Origin of the sequence: Cryobacterium sinapicolor (genome assembly GCF_004403465.1) — a bacterium.
Classification (GTDB): domain Bacteria; phylum Actinomycetota; class Actinomycetes; order Actinomycetales; family Microbacteriaceae; genus Cryobacterium; species Cryobacterium sinapicolor.
On record NZ_SOGQ01000030.1, the window covers coordinates 14,694 to 31,776 of the forward strand.

At 69.1% G+C, this 17,083-nt stretch carries 14 protein-coding genes; 10 read left to right on the plus strand and 4 right to left on the minus strand.

Features of this window, described 5'->3' with window-relative positions; all coding sequences use genetic code 11:
• Nucleotides 1-126: 126 nt before the first annotated feature.
• From mtrA to secA, 6 genes are all read left to right on the plus strand, one after another.
• A complete protein-coding gene (gene mtrA, locus E3T28_RS06320; protein ID WP_134428994.1) occupies nucleotides 127-807 on the plus strand; it encodes an MtrAB system response regulator MtrA in 681 nt (226 codons plus the stop codon).
• 7 nt (nucleotides 808-814) lie between these two features.
• A complete protein-coding gene (gene mtrB, locus E3T28_RS06325) occupies nucleotides 815-2,455 on the plus strand; it encodes an MtrAB system histidine kinase MtrB (RefSeq protein ID WP_241979198.1) in 1,641 nt (546 codons plus the stop codon).
• Nucleotides 2,448-4,130 carry an LpqB family beta-propeller domain-containing protein gene (locus E3T28_RS06330; RefSeq protein ID WP_166786944.1) on the plus strand — a complete coding sequence of 561 codons (1,683 nt, stop codon included), beginning with the start codon at nucleotides 2,448-2,450 and terminating at the stop codon, nucleotides 4,128-4,130. Before mtrB ends, E3T28_RS06330 begins: the two co-directional genes overlap by 8 nt.
• Before the next feature lie 88 nt (nucleotides 4,131-4,218).
• Complete coding sequence (locus tag E3T28_RS06335; RefSeq protein ID WP_134428998.1) at nucleotides 4,219-4,899, plus strand: ComF family protein; 681 nt, start codon at nucleotides 4,219-4,221, stop codon at nucleotides 4,897-4,899.
• Nucleotides 4,900-4,999: 100 nt separating this feature from the next.
• Entirely contained in the window at nucleotides 5,000-5,692 is a 693-nt protein-coding gene (gene hpf, locus E3T28_RS06340; protein ID WP_134429000.1) for a ribosome hibernation-promoting factor, HPF/YfiA family, read from the plus strand.
• Nucleotides 5,693-5,805: 113 nt separating this feature from the next.
• Nucleotides 5,806-8,616 carry a preprotein translocase subunit SecA gene (gene secA / locus E3T28_RS06345; protein WP_134429002.1) on the plus strand — a complete coding sequence of 937 codons (2,811 nt, stop codon included), beginning with the start codon at nucleotides 5,806-5,808 and terminating at the stop codon, nucleotides 8,614-8,616.
• A gap of 464 nt (nucleotides 8,617-9,080) precedes the next feature.
• On the opposite strand, the gene E3T28_RS06350 is transcribed toward secA, so the two are convergent.
• Nucleotides 9,081-9,521 carry an Rv3235 family protein gene (locus tag E3T28_RS06350; protein ID WP_241979199.1) on the minus strand — a complete coding sequence of 147 codons (441 nt, stop codon included), beginning with the start codon at nucleotides 9,519-9,521 and terminating at the stop codon, nucleotides 9,081-9,083.
• Nucleotides 9,522-9,732: 211 nt separating this feature from the next.
• On the opposite strand from E3T28_RS06350, the gene E3T28_RS06355 reads away from it, so the two are divergent.
• The gene (locus tag E3T28_RS06355; protein ID WP_241979200.1) at nucleotides 9,733-10,425 is read left to right on the plus strand and encodes a hypothetical protein; all 693 of its coding nucleotides are present in this window, start codon (nucleotides 9,733-9,735) and stop codon (nucleotides 10,423-10,425) included.
• 388 nt (nucleotides 10,426-10,813) lie between these two features.
• On the opposite strand, the gene E3T28_RS06360 is transcribed toward E3T28_RS06355, so the two are convergent.
• Complete coding sequence (locus tag E3T28_RS06360) at nucleotides 10,814-11,158, minus strand: helix-turn-helix domain-containing protein (protein WP_134429004.1); 345 nt, start codon at nucleotides 11,156-11,158, stop codon at nucleotides 10,814-10,816.
• Between the two features lie 237 nt (nucleotides 11,159-11,395).
• On the opposite strand from E3T28_RS06360, the gene E3T28_RS06365 reads away from it, so the two are divergent.
• A complete protein-coding gene (locus tag E3T28_RS06365) occupies nucleotides 11,396-12,028 on the plus strand; it encodes a hypothetical protein (RefSeq protein WP_134429006.1) in 633 nt (210 codons plus the stop codon).
• A gap of 2 nt (nucleotides 12,029-12,030) precedes the next feature.
• The gene (locus tag E3T28_RS06370; RefSeq protein ID WP_174776820.1) at nucleotides 12,031-13,287 is read left to right on the plus strand and encodes a CpaE/TadZ family protein; all 1,257 of its coding nucleotides are present in this window, start codon (nucleotides 12,031-12,033) and stop codon (nucleotides 13,285-13,287) included.
• 33 nt (nucleotides 13,288-13,320) lie between these two features.
• Here E3T28_RS06370 and E3T28_RS06375 read toward each other — a convergent pair whose 3' ends face one another.
• Entirely contained in the window at nucleotides 13,321-15,018 is a 1,698-nt protein-coding gene (locus E3T28_RS06375; protein ID WP_241979201.1) for a DUF5671 domain-containing protein, read from the minus strand.
• A complete protein-coding gene (locus E3T28_RS06380; protein ID WP_134429008.1) occupies nucleotides 15,018-15,482 on the minus strand; it encodes an LpqB family beta-propeller domain-containing protein in 465 nt (154 codons plus the stop codon). The genes E3T28_RS06375 and E3T28_RS06380 overlap by 1 nt, the downstream gene beginning before the upstream one ends.
• 76 nt (nucleotides 15,483-15,558) lie before the next feature.
• On the opposite strand from E3T28_RS06380, the gene E3T28_RS06385 reads away from it, so the two are divergent.
• On the plus strand, nucleotides 15,559-17,052 hold the full coding sequence (locus E3T28_RS06385; RefSeq protein ID WP_134395999.1) for a sensor histidine kinase: 1,494 nt from the start codon (nucleotides 15,559-15,561) through the stop codon (nucleotides 17,050-17,052).
• Nucleotides 17,053-17,083: the final 31 nt, after the last annotated feature.

The following is a 17,083-nucleotide window of genomic DNA, read 5'->3' on the forward strand; positions in this document are numbered from 1 at the left end:
CTATGCTGGCATACCTCGGTGATGAATGAGCGCGTTGAGGTTTCCCACGGCGCCGTCGACTACTCTTAGTCCAGTGATTGCATGACTCACCGGGGTATTTTGGGTGACTGAGTGGAAAACGGATTGATGAACGCACGCATTCTTGTCGTCGACGACGACACCGCGCTGGCCGAGATGATCGGCATAGTGCTGCACGCCGAGGGCTTCGAGCCGGTCTTCTGCGCCGACGGCTCACTGGCCCTGGAGGCTTTCCGCGCCGTCAAACCCGATCTGGTGCTGCTGGATCTCATGCTGCCCGGCCTCGACGGCATCGAGGTGTGCAGCCTGATCCGCGCCGAATCCGGCACGCCCATCATCATGCTGACCGCGCGAACCGACACGACGGATGTCGTCAAGGGCCTCGAGTCCGGCGCAGACGACTACATGGTGAAGCCGTTCAACCCCAAGGAGCTGGTCGCGCGCATCCGCACGCGCCTGCGCCCGGTCCCGTCGGAGACGCCCGCCAACCTGCAGATCGGTGACCTGGTCGTCGACGCCGCCGGGCACGAGGTGCGGCGCGGCACGCGGCAGATCAACCTCACCCCGCTCGAATTCGACCTGCTGCTGGCTCTTGCGTCCAAGCCCCAGCAGGTCTTCACCCGGGAGATGCTGCTGGAGCAGGTCTGGGGCTACCACTACAAGGCGGACACCCGCCTGGTCAATGTGCATGTGCAGCGCCTGCGCGCCAAGGTCGAAGATGACCCGGACAACCCCCGCATCGTCATGACGGTGCGCGGGGTCGGTTATCGGGCCGGCGCGGCCGGCTAGGTTTCTCGTGGTCGGGAGCACCGGGTACAACCGCGGCATCTGGCGGGATTGGCGTTCCTGGTCGACCAGGATCGCCGGGCTGTGGCGTTCCTCGCTGCAGTTCCGCACGGTGACCATCACGGTAGCGCTGTCCGGGATGGCCATCATGGTGGTCGGGGTATACATCTCCGCCAGCGTGGGCAACGACCTGTTCCAATCGAGGCTGAACCAGGTGCTCGTCGACTCGAACCGGGCCACGACGGGCGCCCAGGGCATCTTCGACGCCTCCGACGCCGCGGACCGGGTGGAGGTGCAGACCCTGGTGGGTTCCGCACGCACCCTGGTCACAGCGGCATCCTCGTCACAGATGATCGCCATCTTCCGGGCGCCCGGGCAGGATGCCTCCACCGTGGCTCCCCAGGACTCCTCGTCGTTCGGCGATTCGACCGGTGTGATCACGCCCGCTCTCCGCCTCCAGGTGCAGGAGAACGCCGGCGAGCAGTTCTGGCAGTCGGTGACGCTGGCGACGGATGACGGCGGGCAGGTTCCCGGCGTCGTCGTCGGCTCCCAGCTCACAGTTCCGGTCGCCGGCCGGTACGAGCTGTATATCGGCTACAGCCTGGCCGACGCCGAGGCGACCCTGGCCTTCGTGCAGCGCACTCTCGGCATCGCCGGCCTGGTGCTGATCCTCCTGATCGGCGGCGTCACCTGGATCGTGGTGCGCTTCGTGGTCACCCCGATCCGCGTGGCCGCGGCCACCAGCGCGCGACTCGCCTCCGGCGACCTCGGTGTGCGCATCCCGGAGAAGGGCGAAGACGTCATCGCGACGCTGGCCCGCTCCTTCAACGGCATGGCCGACAGCCTGCAGAGCCAGATCAAGGAGCTCGCCGACCTGTCCGAGGTGCAGCAGCGCTTCGTGTCGGACGTCTCACACGAGCTGCGCACCCCGCTGACGACGATCCGGCTGGCCGGCGACGTGCTCTACGACCACCGGGCCACGTTCCCGCCGGCGGTCGAACGCACGGCCGAGCTGCTGCACACGCAGGTCGAGCGGTTCGAGCTGCTGCTGAGCGACCTGCTGGAGATCAGCAAATACGACGCCGGGTCGGTGCAACTGGAGACCGAGCCCACGAACCTGGTGCACCTGGCCGAGGACGCCATCGACGGGCTGCGCTCGCTCGGGGATTCCAAGGGCACGGTGCTGACCCTGGTCGCGCCGGGTGGGCACCTCGACGCGGACGTCGACCCTCGGCGCATCCGTCGGATCATGCACAACCTGATCGGCAACGCCATCGAGCATGGGGAGGGCAAGCCGATCATCGTGTCCGTCGACAGCAACGAGAGCGCGGTGGCCCTGTCAGTGCGCGACTACGGCATGGGGATGAGCCAGGCGGAGATGGCCCACGTCTTCGACCGGTTCTGGCGGGCCGACCCGTCCCGCAAGCGCACCATCGGCGGGACCGGCCTCGGCCTGTCGATCTCCCTCGAGGACGCCGTCGTGCACGGCGGCTGGCTGCAGGTCTGGTCGCACCCGGGGGAGGGGTCGTGCTTCCGGTTGACCCTGCCGCGCAACGCGAACGGAACGCTGACGAGCTCGCCGAGCCCGCTGCCCCCTGCCGATGCCGGCGGCGGCACGGCCGCCCGCGGAACGGGAGGGCACTATGCGTAGCCGGACCCGGATGATCGCGGGCTTGGTCGTGCTCGCGGTGGCGATCACCGGCTGCGCGGGCATCCCGCGCGACGGGGGCGTGCGCGCCGGGCAGACCGTACAGCCCGGCGCCACCCCGGCCCCCGTGTTCCTGCCCTCGCGGCCGCAGAAGGACGCCACCCCCGAGGCGATCCTGCGCGGTTTCATCGACGCGGCGACGAGTCCCGACAACGACTACGCGATCGCCCGGGAGTTCCTGGCGCCGAACTACAGTGGTTCCTGGGAGCCCGACTCCGGGGTGACCGTCGACGACGCCACCGGGCGCAGCATCGTCTCACTCGGCGAGGGTGAGATGCAGTTCTCGGTGAACCCGATCGCCGAGGTTGACGAGCGCGGCGAGTACCGCGAGGTCGAGTCGCCCACCGCGGTGGCGCTCCGATATCAATTCGTGCAGGTCGGCGGCCAGTGGCGCATCGGCGCGGCGCCGAACGGCACGGTGGTCGACCGGAACATCTTCCAGGACGTCTTCACCGCCCAGGCGCTCTACTTCTTCGACCCCGACTTTCGTTACCTGGTGCCCGATTTGCGCTGGTATCCGCGCAGCGGGTCCACCCTGACCAAAATCGTCAACGGACTGCTCGACGGACCGAGCCCCTGGCTCACCGGGGCCGTCGTGACGGCGTTCCCCGACGGCACCAAGCTCACCGCGGACGCCGTGCAGGTCATCGCCAGGGATGCCAAGGTAGACCTCAACAGCGAAGCCCTGAACGCCGACCGGGTCACCCTGCAGCGCATGCAGGCTCAGCTGTCCAACAGCCTCCCGGCCGGGCTGTCCGCCACCATCACCGTCAATCGCAACCAGCAGGACATCGCCCCGCTGACCGCGAACGCGCCGACCGCGAACCCCCGCGTCGACGCCCGCGCGCTGATCCTGCGCCAGGGCGAATTCGGATTCCTCGCGGCCAGCGGTTCCTCGATCAGCCCGATCGCCGGCCTGTCCGGCACGATCGTCGCCCTGGGCCCGACCGCCGTCACTCTCTCGCCCGGTCAGACCGCGGCCGCAGTGCTGACGGGAACGGGCGTCTACGGGGTCAGGGTCGGCGACGCCCCGGTGCAGTTCGATCCCCGCCAGCGTCTGATCGCGCCCGCCATCGACAACTACGGCTTCGTCTGGTCGGTGCCCGCCGACCGCCCCGGCGAGCTGTTCGTGTACGGCCCGAACGGCGAGGCGACCGCCGTTCCCACGCCCTGGCCGGAAGCCTCGGCGATCCGGTCGCTGCGCGTGTCGCGGGACGGCACCCGGCTGATCGCCCTGCTGGAGTCCGGCAAGGAGACCCGATTCGTCATCAGCGCCATCACCCGGGCCAAGAGCACCCCGGTCGCGTTGGGGGACGCGGTGCTCCTGGCCGCGCCGGGAGGCACGGCCGTGGACGCGGCCTGGATCGACGAGCTCACCGTGGCCTGCCTGACCCGCCTGCCCAGCGGTGAGGAACGGATCGTGGCCTTGCAGTTGGGCGGCCTGACCACGCGCCTCGAGTCCGCGCCGGACAGTGTCACGATGGTCGGCAGCAACAACCTGCGCGATCTGCGCGCTCTCTCGTCCACAGGTGGGCTCCTGGTGCAGCGCGGTGCCGGCTGGCAGGAACGACTGGGCGACGTCACCCTCCTCGCCACCCAGCAGGGCATCGGCGGGTAGTTCCTCCACCGATCCGGCGGAAGCCGGTTCTGCACCGGTACGGCCCTCGGGGTCCGGGGCGGGCCGTGCCTGACCCCAGGATGGCGGGATGCGCCCTCCAGCCGGTCTCACCCAGGCCGCCCGAGACGCGTGGGCCGTGGTGATGCCCACCGAGTGCAGCGGCTGCGGCATGCCCGACCGGGCCCTGTGCGGGCCCTGCCTGGCCGCCCTGGCCCCTCGGGTGCACAGCTCCGAACGGTCGGGGGTCCTGGTGTGGTCGGCCCTGGACTATTCCGGCGTGGCCAGGAGGGTCCTGGGGGCTTTCAAGGACGGTGGCCGAACGGATGCCGCCGGCGCGCTGGCCGGTCCGCTCCGGGCCGCCGTGGCCGCGGCGCTGGCCCGCGTGCCGGAGGGTGCCGGGGTGCAGGTGGTGACCGTTCCCTCGTCGCGGCGGGCGTGGCGCATCCGGGGCTATCACCCGGTGGAACTGCTGCTCGGCCACGCGGGACTCCGGGCGACCCGGTTGCTCCGGACCGTGGGGGAGACGCAGGACCAGGTCGGCCTGGGCAGTTCGGAGCGGGGGCGGAACCGCACCGGGTCTCTGGTTGCGCGCCGTTCCCTCCTCGGCGTCCGCGTCCTGGTCGTCGACGACATCCTGACCACCGGGGCCACGGTGCTCGAGGTGCGACGCGCCGTGCTTGCCGCAGGCGGCGAAGTCGTCGGCGTGGCCACTCTGGCGGAAACACGGCGTCGTTTCCCCGTCACCGCACGTTCATCGAAAACAGATTGACAAAAGGCTGTGACTTATCCCGTGCGCACGGCTACGGTGGGTCCTGAAGGCGCGTAATAATCGCCCAGATACGGGCGGTTCGCCAGATCTGGAGGTCGTCATGGAAACTAACATCGTTGGACGAAACCTAGGGATCACTGATCGTTTCCGGGAGTATGCCACCGAGAAAGCCGAGAAGGTCGCCGGTCTCGCCGACAAGGCGCTGGCTCTCGAGATCAAGCTCAGTCGTCACCGTGAGAAGAACGGCGCCACGGGCAACGACCGGGTGGAACTGACCCTGATCGGCAAGGGTCCGATCGTTCGGGCCGAAGCCGACGGTTCCGACAAGTACGCGGCGTTCGACGTGGCCCTGGGGCGGTTGCTCGAACGGGTGCGCCGCGCCAAGGATCGCCAGAAGCTGCACCGTGGCGGGGCGCACCGTCCCATCTCCCTGCACGACGCGGCATCCGTCGATTTCAGCGTGGTCGACATCAAGCCTGCCGACGCCGAGGTGCTCGAGCGGGTGCGCACCGGCGCGATCCCCGTCGTGAACGTCGAGACGACGGCGGCCGAAGAACCGGAGGACGTCTACAACCCCGTTGTCATCCGACGCAAGGTTTTCGCGGCGGCCCCGATGACCGTCGACGACGCCCTCTACTTCATGGAACTCGTCGGCCACGACTTCTACCTGTTCCAGGATGCCGTAACGAAGCGTCCGAGCGTCGTCTACCGCCGCAAGGGCTGGGACTACGGCGTGATCGAACTGGACGAGAACGCCGATCCGGCCGGGGAGGTCGTGCCGCCCTCCCGGTAGCGCAGCAACCGACCACCTGGCCTTGTTATAGTTGCCGCATGCCGGACGCGGTGAGCGTGCGGCAATGACGACAGGCGTGTGCACACGCCGTGACGACTAGTGGAGTGCATTTCGTGGCCTCAATTCTGGAAAAAGTACTTCGTGTCGGTGAAGGGCGCCTGCTGCGTCGTCTCGAGCAGTATGCGAAGGCCACCAACGCGTTGGAGGATGACTTCAGCCACCTCACCGATGAGGAGCTGAAGAACGAGACCGTGGTGCTGCGTGAGCGCTACTCGGGCGGCGAGTCGCTGGACGACCTGCTGCCCGAGGCGTTCGCCGCCGTGCGCGAAGCCTCGACCCGTACCCTGGGACTGCGGCACTTCGACGTGCAGTTGATGGGCGGGGCGGCCCTGCACCTCGGCAACATCTCCGAGATGAAGACCGGCGAGGGCAAGACTCTCGTGGCCACGACCGCGGCCTACCTGAACGCCATCACCAGCCGGGGCGTGCACATCATCACCGTCAACGACTACCTCGCCAGCTACCAGAGCGAGCTGATGGGGCGCGTCTTCCGTGCCCTCGGCATGACCACCGGCTGCATCCTGTCCGGCCAGACGCCGGCCCAGCGCCACGAGCAGTACCTGGCAGACATCACCTATGGCACGAACAACGAGTTCGGTTTCGACTACCTGCGCGACAACATGGCCTGGCAGGCCTCCGACATGGTGCAGCGCGGCCACTACTTCGCCATCGTCGACGAGGTCGACTCGATCCTCATCGACGAGGCACGCACGCCTTTGATCATCTCCGGTCCGGCATCCGGCGAGGCCAACCGCTGGTTCACCGAGTTCGCGAGCCTGTCGACCAAGCTGATCCCCGACGTCGACTTCGAGGTCGACGAGAAGAAGCGCACCGTGGGCGTGCTGGAACCCGGCATCGAAAAGGTCGAGGACTACCTCGGCATCGACAACCTCTACGAGTCCGCGAACACCCCGTTGATCTCCTTCCTGAACAATGCGATCAAGGCCAACGCTCTGTTCAAGAAAGACAAGGACTACGTCGTGATGAACGGCGAGGTGCTGATCGTCGATGAGCACACCGGGCGCATCCTGATGGGCCGGCGCTACAACGAGGGCATCCACCAGGCGATCGAAGCCAAGGAGGGTGTCGCGGTCAAGGCGGAGAACCAGACCCTGGCGACGGTCACCCTGCAGAACTACTTCCGGCTCTACTCGAAGCTGTCCGGTATGACCGGTACCGCGGAGACCGAGGCAGCCGAGTTCATGAGCACGTACAAGCTCGGCGTGGTCTCCATCCCCACGAACAGGCCGATGAAGCGCATTGACCAGTCCGACCTGATCTACAAGAACGAAGAGGCCAAGTTCGGCCAGGTCGTCGAGGACATCGTCGCCCGGCACGAGAAGGGCCAGCCCGTTCTGGTCGGCACGACCAGCGTCGAGAAGAGCGAATACCTGTCGCGGCTGCTCGCCAAGAAGGGTGTGCGGCACGAGGTGCTCAATGCCAAGAACCATGCCCGGGAGGCTGCGATCGTCGCGCAGGCCGGACGACTGGGCTCGGTGACGGTCGCCACGAACATGGCTGGTCGAGGCACCGACGTCATGCTCGGCGGCAACGCCGAGTTCCTCGCCGTCGCCCAGATGAACGCGAAGGGCCTGAGCCCGGTCGAAACCCCCGAGGACTACGAGACCGCCTGGGACGACGTCTTCGACGCCGTCAAGGCCGAGGTCGCCGTGGAGGCCGCGAAGGTCGTCGACGCCGGAGGCCTCTACGTTCTCGGCACCGAACGGCACGAGTCGCGCCGAATCGACAACCAGTTGCGCGGGCGTAGCGGACGCCAGGGAGACCCGGGCGAAAGCCGGTTCTACCTGTCGCTGACCGACGACCTGATGCGCCTCTTCAACGCCGGCGCCGCCGAGAGCCTGATGGGCCGTCAGGGCATTCCCGATGACATGGCGATCGAATCCAAGGTCGTCAGCCGGGCCATCCGTAGCGCGCAGGCGCAGGTCGAGGGCCGCAACGCCGAGATCCGCAAGAACGTGCTCAAGTACGACGACGTGCTGAACCGCCAGCGCGAAGCTATCTACGGCGACCGCCGCCACATCCTCGAGGGCGACGACCTGCACGAGCGCACGCAGCGCTTCCTGGAAGACGTCGTCGACGAGGTCCTCGAGGTGCACACGGGCGAGGGCAACGGTGACGACTGGGACTTCGACGCCCTGTGGACCGAGCTCAAGACGCTGTACCCGGTGGGGCTGACCATCGACGAGGTCATCGCCGAGGCCGGCAACCGCGGCAAGATCAACCGTGACTTCATGCGCCGCGAGATCCTGTCGGATGCCAAGGTCGCCTACCAGCACCGGGAGGAGTCGCTGGGTTCACCGGCGATGCGTGAACTCGAGCGCCGGGTCGTCCTGTCGGTCATCGACCGCCGCTGGCGCGAGCACCTTTACGAGATGGACTATCTGAAGGACGGCATCGGCCTGCGCGCGATGGCCCAGCGCGACCCGCTGGTGGAGTACCAGCGGGAGGGCTTCGTGATGTTCCAGCAGATGATGGGCCAGATCCGCGAGGAAACCGTCGGCTTCCTGTTCAACCTCGAAGTCGAGGTCAGCCAGGCTCCCGGTGCCGTCGCCGGTCCCGTCGTCGCCGCCAAGGGCCTCGCCCCGGCCGCAGCCCCCGAGGAGAAGCTCAGCTACACGGCCCCGAGCGATTCGGGCGGAGTAGAGGTGCGCAATCAGCGCGGCCAGATCCAGCAGGCCGCCACCGACCGTGCCCGCCGGGCGAGCGCCGCGGCTCCCGTCGATGAGGCGGAGCCGGAAGCGGCAGCCGGACCGCCCCAGCGCGGAGCATTCGGCCAGCGCGGCGACGCGTCGAAGCCCGCCCCGGCGAACCGCTCCGAGCGACGCGCCCAGGGCAAGAAGTAAGCATCGGGCACGCCACCGGTCGGTGAACCCTCATCGGCCGGTGGTCTCCCGCAGCGGCCAGCGCTGACTGTGCCGCGGGGCGCTGTCCATCACTGCGGCCAGCGGTGCAGAAATGGACCGTGTCCGCGGGCGAACCAATTCGACGGAGATTCTCGGGTGAAACTGCCATTTCGGGGTTTCCAGGGTCGATTTCGGCAGAATCTCCGTCGAATTCGTTCGGGCCGTGGGGCGGAGCGAGCGGCGGTCCTGGACCGCACCGGTGCTGCTGCACGATCGCTGGGGGCCGACGCGGGAGGTCCGTGCAATCGGACCGGACATCCGTGCGGTGCGCCCAGTGGTCCGCGGCGGCCGGTGAAAGTGGGCGTCGGATGTCCCGAGTCAGCCACATTCGCCACCTCCGAGCCGCCAATCCGCGGGCCCTCATCTTCGGGTGGTGGGGAGGCCTCCGCGAGCGGAGTTCGCGGTCACAGCACGTTGATGGCGCTGGCCCGCCAGCGTTGGTCCATGCCCTCCAGTCGCAGGGCCACGGCACGGACCCGCACCTTGCTGTGAACCATCACCACGGCCTCGATCACACCGTCTCGCGGCTCGGAAATCGTGACTCGGCCGATCGTGAACGCGGGTCGCTGGGCCTTCTGCCCCTTGACGGCGCGTGCCCGCGCGGAGAGCACGACGCGTTTCAGCAGGTGCCGGTAGACGTCGTCGCTGACCCACCGGGCGAGCTGGTCGAGCTCGCGGGCACCGGCGAGCACCTCGATCACGCAGCGGGTGAGGTTGATCAGCAGCGGTTCCGGGTCGGGCAGCTGGTCCCGGGTGCTCGGCTGGTGGCCGAAGAAGTCGTCCTCGACGAATTTGTTGTCCCGCGACCGGGGGTGGCGTGCCGGGGTGGCGGCTGGATCGCTCATGACTCCTCCGAGGTGCGTGAATCCGCTGCCGGCGGCACACCTGCCGCGGCATTCGGGTGGTTCAGGGGTTCGGGTGGATCCGGCGTTCGGCAGAGCAGTCGTTCGGCGGAGCGGGCGTGCGGTGAGCGTCGGGCACCCCCGCGTGGGGGGTACGGGCTGTCATCGACACTCAACCAGCCGAGAACGGCCGTGTCGAGTGCTTATAAGTCCTGTGGATAACCTGGACCGGGTGTCGGCCCTGCGGGATAACGTCGAGAATGTGCGCTGGGACAACCTGTTCGACGACCTCGAGGGGCAGCTCGAACACGAGCTGCACGCCGAGGAGATCGATCTGCGCGCCGAAGAAGAGCGGCTGCGGCTGGGGAGGCTGTCCCTGCGCAACCGATTGACCAGCCTCGCACGGGCCCCCGGCGTCGCGGCGGAGGCCCGGAGAGGATCCCAGGCTCGCAGCGGGCCGGGTTCCGGCACGGGGGTCCTGCGGATCGTGCTCGCGACGGGGGAGACGATCGCGGTGCGGCCGACCACGTTCGGGCGGGACTGGTTGGCAGGTGATCTGCTGGACTCCCTCTCCGCCGGTTCCCAGTGCGTGCTCCCGCTGGCCGCCGTGGCGGGGGTCGTCCTGAGCCGGGGGGAGATTCCCGGCTCGCTGGGCACCGAGCCCGAATCCGCAGCCCGGGTCGTGGACCGTATCGGTCTGGCGTTCGTGCTGCGGGACCTCTGTCGGCGGCGCTCTACTGTGCAGGTGCACACTCGTGCCGGTGTTCTCCCCGGCACCATCGACCGGGTGGGCAGGGACCACATCGACCTCGCGCTGCACGCGCCGGGCACCCTGCGCCGTGAAGCGGAGGTGCACCAGTACCGCATCGTGCCGGTGGCCGAGATCCAGCTCGTTCGGCTGCCCTGACCCTCTGCTGTGCCCCTGTGCCCTAAGCCGCCGGTCAGCCAGGTGTGCGGGTCCTGGTGGCCGCGGGCATGGTGGTCCGAGGACTGGCGGCTGCATGGCGGTTGCGTGGCGGTTGCTGCCGAGGCGGGGCGGACGAATGGCGGACCGCGACGAGGGGGACGTGCGCTTCCGCCGTGGCATTCGAGGCTCGGCAGCAGTTCTGTTCCGAACGAATTCGACGGAGATTTTGCTCAGAACAGGGCGCTTTCGCTCGAAAACGGATGGTTGCCCCAAAATCTCCGTCGAATTGGTTCAACGACGGGCACGGCGCCGGCCTGGGATCGACGGCGTCCACGCGGGGCGGTCTGCCCTGACAGGGGAGCGACACAACCACGCGCTGTGGACTCAGTCAGCTGGCCGGTGAGTCGTCGGGACGGATGATCGTGCCGCCGGACAGCTCCGGGATGTTCCCGAAGTCAGACTCCTGCCAGAGTGACATGCGCCGGGCCTCCTCGTACTTGGCCTCGATGAAGGACTCGAGCACGATGCGTTCGACCCGCCATACACCCGCGCCGCCGGAACCGATCATGGCGGCCCCGCCGGCCGGGGTGCCCCGGGTGCCGAGCCGGATCGCCGGCAGCTCGCCGGTGCGCACCAGCTCCAGCACCTCGGCCGCCGTCAGCGACAGGATCTCCGCGGTGTCGGCCAGGGTGAGGAACCGGCCCACAGCGGAGGCAGCCTCGGAATCGTTCATGGATCGATTATCCGTCGGCCGGCGGCCCCGGATCAGGGGGGAGTGAGGCTGTGGATAACTTTCCCGCGTGGGGGGCGAAGACCACCACGATAGAGCAAGTGACGGTTTTCTCGGGTCACCCGGGGTTTCGAGTCCGCGTCATCGAGCCAGGCCATCGAGTCAGGCCATCGAGTCAGGCCGTTGCGTCAGCAGTGTCGGGTCAGCACCATCGAGTCAGTACGGGGGAGGCAGGCGACCGTGAGCAAGACCGCCGGGAACGCACGACGTAAATTCTGGTTCGACCCGCGATTCGCGATCGGGCTGGTGCTCGTGGTCGTCGCCGTCGGGGGCGTCTACCTGATCGTCTCCGCCGCCGACCGGACAACGGCTGTGTTCACCGCGCGGTCGGCGCTCGCTGTGGGGGACCGAGTGGAGGCATCCGATCTGGTGCCCACGCAGGTGCGTCTCGGTGGTACGGGAGATCTCTACGTGACCCCCGACCGGCTGCCGGACGGCGGGCTGATCGTCACCCGCACGATCGCCGCCGGCGAACTCGTACCGGCCTCCGCGGTCGGGCGCGCCACCGGCACCGAGGTCACGAGCGTCGTCGTGGAGTTGACGAGTGCCCTGGCCGCGAATATCGGCCCCGGCTCCGTGGTCGACGTCTGGTCCGCCCGCAAGACCGATCAGAGCACGTTCGGGCCGCCGACGGTGCTCGTCGACCGGGCCGCGGTCGTGCGCCTGGTCGAGCCCACGGGGCTCGTGGCGGGCGGCGGCATCCGGTCATTGGAGATCCTGGTGCCCAAGGGCTCCGTCGCGGCGGTGCTGGAGTCCATCGCGAACCGCGACGCGGTCGCGGTCGTGCCCGTCAACGAACCGCTGGAGAAGTAGCCGTGGCCACCCTCGCGCTGGCCCTCGACCGGAACACGGAAGACCGTCTGCTGATCGACATCATCGAGCAGGGCCATGTGATCGTGGCGCGCTCGACGACCGCAGGCGAGCTGATCCTCGCCCTGCGGCAGAGCGCGCCCGAGGTGGTGATCGTGGGGGCCGGCCGCAGCACGCTCACGGCCGAGCTGATCACCGCCTGCGACGCCCACGGCGCCCGGGTGATCGCGCTCGCCGCAACCGACCAGGACCGGCGGAATGCGGCCGGGCTCGGGCTCTTCGATGTGGTGGACGCCGCCGCCGACTGGTCCGAGACTGAGGCGCTGATCAGCACCGGGGTCACCATTCCGCTGCGGGTCGGCGATCCCGCGGCCGTGCCCGGAGCCAAGCGGCAGGGCAGGGTCATCGCCGTCTGGGGTCCGGCGGGCGCCCCGGGCCGCACCACCCTGGCGATCAACATCGCGGCCGAGATCGCCGCCGCCGGGCACACCGTCGCCCTGGCGGACATCGACACCTACAGCGGGTCGGTGGCGCCGAGCCTGGGCATGCTCGACGAGGCGCCGGGTTTCGCCGCCGCGTGCCGGTTGGCCGGCTCGGACAGCCTGACCCGGTCCGAGTTCGAGCGCATCGCGCAGCGCTACAACTCGCCGCAGGGAGCATTCTGGGTGCTCACCGGCATCGGGCGGCCGTCCCGTTGGCCCGAGCTCTCCACCGAGCGGGTGACGCGCACCGTCGACGCCCTCCGCAACTGGGCCGACTACGTCGTGCTCGACACCGGGTTCAGCCTCGAGAGCGATGAGGAGATCTCCAGCGACCTGTTCGCCCCGCGCCGCAACGCGGCCACCCTGACGGGCCTCGGACTGGCCGACCACGTCGTGGCCTGCGGCCTCGCTGACCCGGTCGGGATGGCCCGGTTCCTGCGCGCCTGGGTGGACCTGGCCGATGTTGTCACCACCGACCAGGTCAGCGTGGTCATGAACCGGGTACGCGCGAGTGCGGTCGGGCTGGATCCCAGCGGGCAGGTCGTGTCGGCGCTGCGCCGGTTCGGCGGCATCGAGTCGCCGATCCTGGTGCCGCAGGACCAGGCGTCCACGGATGCGGCGATCGTCGCCGGGCGCACGCTGCGGGATGCCGCGCCGAAGTCCCCGGCGCGCACCAGCATCCGTCGCTTCGTGCGCACGGAACTGCTGCCGGTGCCCGCACCGGCTACGGGGCGCCGTCGCCGGGAATCGAGATGGCGCCGGCCCGCCGTGGCCACCTGAGCCGCCGTCGACTCGGGTGGCCGTGCGAGCCGCTCATCCCTGGAGCGGGATCACCTCGACCCGGTCGCCGGGGCCGGTGACGACCAGCACGCGTTTTCCGGTCACGCCGGTGAGGGCCCGGGCCAGCTGCTCCGCCGTTGCCGAGCTGCCGGCGCCGTCAGCGCGCTTCAGCACGGAGACGGCCGCGCCGCCCGTGGCCGCGCCGATCGCCTGGCTGAGGGGTTCCGGGTCGGCATCCGTGACCAGGATCACCCGGCCGACGGTGCGGGCCTGTTGCGGGGCCTCCGCGCTCACGGCGCGGTCCCGTCGCCACACGGCGAAGTGGTACCCGGCGGCGAGGCCGGTGGCGACCAGCAGCCCCAGTGGGGCCCGCACCCGGTCGACCAGGCTGTCCCCGGTGAAGTCGCCAAGGGCGAATTCGAAGAGCCGATAGCCGATCACCAGGAGAGTGACGATCGCGACGACCGCGCTCACGCCGAAAACCAGGATCAGGTAGACCCGGCGTCCCGTGGAGCGGACCTCCGCGGCGGTGGGCGGCTTCGTCGGCTGCCAGGCCATCCACCAGACCGGGCCGCCGACGACGAGGGCGCTGATACCGCCCAGCAGGAGGGTTCGGGTGTCCGACCCGGCGAGCGGCGTGGTCGTGGCGGCGAGGATCGCGTTCACGACCACGCCCAGCCCGGAGGCCGCGGCCACGAGACCCACACCGGAGGTCACGAGCTTCGTCGCCACCCTCGCCTGGTCCGACCGGGCCAGGGCCAGGCCGCGGTGGTAGCTCCAGATCAGCGCGCCGATCGCGGCGGCGGAAATGCCGAAGCCCAGCAGGCCGAGGATGTCGGGGACCGGGTCGGTGCGGTCGACGGCGAGTCTGAGCAGCAGGAAGAGCACGGTTCCGGCCCCGCTCAACGTCAGGATGGCAGCCCCGGTCACCCCGACGGCGACCAGTGCCAGATCGGCGAGGCCGCCGCGCAGGTCGCGGGCCCGGCTGCGGATCCAGTGCCACCACCAGACGACCAGCCCGCCGGCGAACCAGATCAGTGCCTGGACGGTCAACTCCCACCAGGGTGCGCCCTGGGTGAGGGTCGGTGCGACGGCGTCGACGGCGGCATCGAGCAAGGAACTGAGCGCCGTGACGCCGCCGCCCACCGCGATCACGAGGCCGAAGACGGAACCGAGGACCGGGGCCACGGTGACGAGCCGGGTGGGGCTCTTCTCCCGGTGCCGGGACATCCACAGGTGCCAGCCCCACACGCCGGCCCAGACCACGCCGGTGGCGAAGAGACGCGGTTGCCAGTCCCCGCGCACGAGCACGGCCGCCGTGGTCAGCAGGGTGCTGCTGAACGTGACGAGGGAGACCATGTACAGGCCGGCCAGGTAGAGACCCCAGGCGACGGATGACCGTTCCGCGCCGTCCATCCGTCGCCACAGCACCCACCAGAGCACGGCGGCGAACGGACCGGCGATGAGGGTGAACGCGAGCGAGCGGGCGAGCCCGGTGACGTCGCTGGAGGCGAGCGCGTTGCCGGCGTCGAGGAGGCGCCCGAGTAGTCCGCTCACCCCGATGGCGGCGATCACGACCAGTGCGAAGAGCAGAACGTACACGATCACCCGGCGCACTGTGGGCTGGGCCGCGCTCTCCCCGTGCGGCGACGATCTACGCACCGCGATCACGGTGCCGGCGATGCCGCCGCCGATCACGAGGACGGCGACCAGAAGCACCACGCTGACCATCAGGAGCCGGCCTTCGGGTTCGGGCAGATGCTGAGTTCGTAGGGGGCGTCATCGATCAGCCACGTGTCGTCGACGAGAACCAGATCGAAGACGCCCTGGGTCTCATACTCGTCGGCTCCGAAGGGACCGCTGCCGTAGGAGGTGACGATGGCCACCTTCACGTCGGCGGACTCGGCTCGCTCGGTGGTCGAGACCAGAGTGATCCGCATATTGTCGGTGGGCCCCCGGTCGAAGTCCTCGCAACCCTCGAACGCGCCCTCGGCGAGGTACCCGCCCGCGGCCTGCTCGTCGCCGTCGATGACGGCCGCGGAGTACGCCTGCACGACGCCCTCCGGGGTGTCCGCGTCGAGCCGTGCCGGTTCGCCGCCGGTGAAGACGACGATGAGGGCGATGACGACCAGTGCTCCGATCACGGACAGGAGGACAATCAGCGTGCGATCGGGCTTTCCACTTGCTGTGTTCATCTGCTCAGCATGGCCCAATCCGCGGTGGGCTACCATCACGGCGTTGGCACGTGTCCGGGGGACCTAGGCTATTGCTGTGTCGACGCTCAGTAATCTCGTACTCGCCCAGGGCCGCAGCAGTGCGGAGGATGTGGACTGGCTCCACATGCTCGTCGCGGACGGCCAGCTCCTGGCCGACCTTGCCTTCGCCGACATCGTGGTCTGGGTGCCCAGCAGTACTGGCAGCTTCGTGGCTGTGGCCCACGCCCGGCCGTCGAGCGCCGCCACCCTGTTCTACCGGGACTTCGTCGGGCAGAGTATCAAGGTCGAGTGGCGCCAGCAGGTCACCGAGGCCTTCGAGACGGCGAAGATCGTCGATACCACGGCTCCCGACTGGTATGAGGAGACCCCGACCCGGGTGCGCGCGATCCCGGTGCGGCGGCGGCTCAGCTCCACGGGCTCGCAGATCTCGGACAAGCCCGTGGCGGTGCTCACCCGGCACACCAACCTGAGCGAGGCGCGCACGCCGAGCCGGCAGGAGCTGACCTTCAACGACTGTGCCAACGACCTCTTCGCCATGATCGCATCCGGCGATTTCCCCGATCTGGGCGCCCCCACCGGCCCCCGGCGCGGCGCCCCGCGCGCCTCGGACGGGCTCATCCGTCTCGACGTCGACGGTGTGACCACGTTCGCCAGCCCGAATGCCCTCTCCGCCTTCAACCGGATGGGATTCGCCGACGAGCTCGAGGGCGAGTCGCTCGCCGAGGTGACCACCAGCCTGCTCACCGGAACGGCGGTCGTCGATGAGACCCTGCCGCTCGTGGTCACCGGCCGGGCACCATGGCGCACCGACGTGGAGGCCCGTGGCGTGACGGTCTCGCTGCGCGCCATCCCGATCCGCAATCGGGGCGAACGGATCGGGGCCATCGTGCTCTGCCGGGACGTCACCGAGCTGCGGCACCAGGAACGTGAGCTGATCACGAAGGACGCCACCATCCGGGAAATCCACCACCGGGTCAAGAACAACCTGCAGACCGTGGCCTCACTCCTGCGGATCCAGGCGCGCCGAACGCACTCCGACACGGCCAGGGAAGCACTCAACCAGGCGATGCGCCGGGTGGCCGCGATCGCCGTCGTGCACGACACCCTGTCCGAGGGACTCAGCCAGAAGGTCGACTTCGACGTGGTGTTCGACCGGGTGCTGCTGCTGATCATGGAGGTGGCGTCGGCGCACAACACGACGGCGCATCCGAAGTCGTCGGGCAGTTTCGGTATCCTGCCCAGCGCCTACGCGACACCGCTCGCCCTCGCCCTGACCGAGCTCGTGACGAACGCCGTCGAGCACGGGCTGGCCGGACGCGAGGGGGAGGTGTCGATCGAGGCCGAGCGCAACGAGGAGACCCTCACCGTGCGGGTGCGGGACAACGGCACGGGCCTGCCGGAGGGCAAGGTCGGGTCGGGCCTCGGAACCCAGATCGTGCGGACCCTGATCCAGGGCGAACTCAGTGGCAGCATCGACTGGCACACCATGATGGGCAGCGGCACCGAAGTGACCATCGAGATCCCGCTCCGGTACATGCGCGAAGCGTAGCGCCGGGCACCACCGCGAAAGGCCCGGCTGG

Excerpts from the sequence above, each read along its gene's own strand:
- E3T28_RS06335 (WP_134428998.1), top strand. The coding sequence starts at position 4,219 with ATGCGCCCTCCAGCCGGTCTCACCCAGGCCGCCCGAGACGCGTGGGCC.
- E3T28_RS06380 (WP_134429008.1), bottom strand. The coding sequence starts at position 15,482 with ATGAACACAGCAAGTGGAAAGCCCGATCGCACGCTGATTGTCCTCCTG.
- hpf (WP_134429000.1), top strand. The coding sequence starts at position 5,000 with ATGGAAACTAACATCGTTGGACGAAACCTAGGGATCACTGATCGTTTC.
- mtrA (WP_134428994.1), top strand. The coding sequence starts at position 127 with ATGAACGCACGCATTCTTGTCGTCGACGACGACACCGCGCTGGCCGAG.
- E3T28_RS06360 (WP_134429004.1), bottom strand. The coding sequence starts at position 11,158 with ATGAACGATTCCGAGGCTGCCTCCGCTGTGGGCCGGTTCCTCACCCTG.
- E3T28_RS06350 (WP_241979199.1), bottom strand. The coding sequence starts at position 9,521 with ATGAGCGATCCAGCCGCCACCCCGGCACGCCACCCCCGGTCGCGGGAC.
- E3T28_RS06375 (WP_241979201.1), bottom strand. The coding sequence starts at position 15,018 with ATGGTCAGCGTGGTGCTTCTGGTCGCCGTCCTCGTGATCGGCGGCGGC.
- E3T28_RS06330 (WP_166786944.1), top strand. The coding sequence starts at position 2,448 with ATGCGTAGCCGGACCCGGATGATCGCGGGCTTGGTCGTGCTCGCGGTG.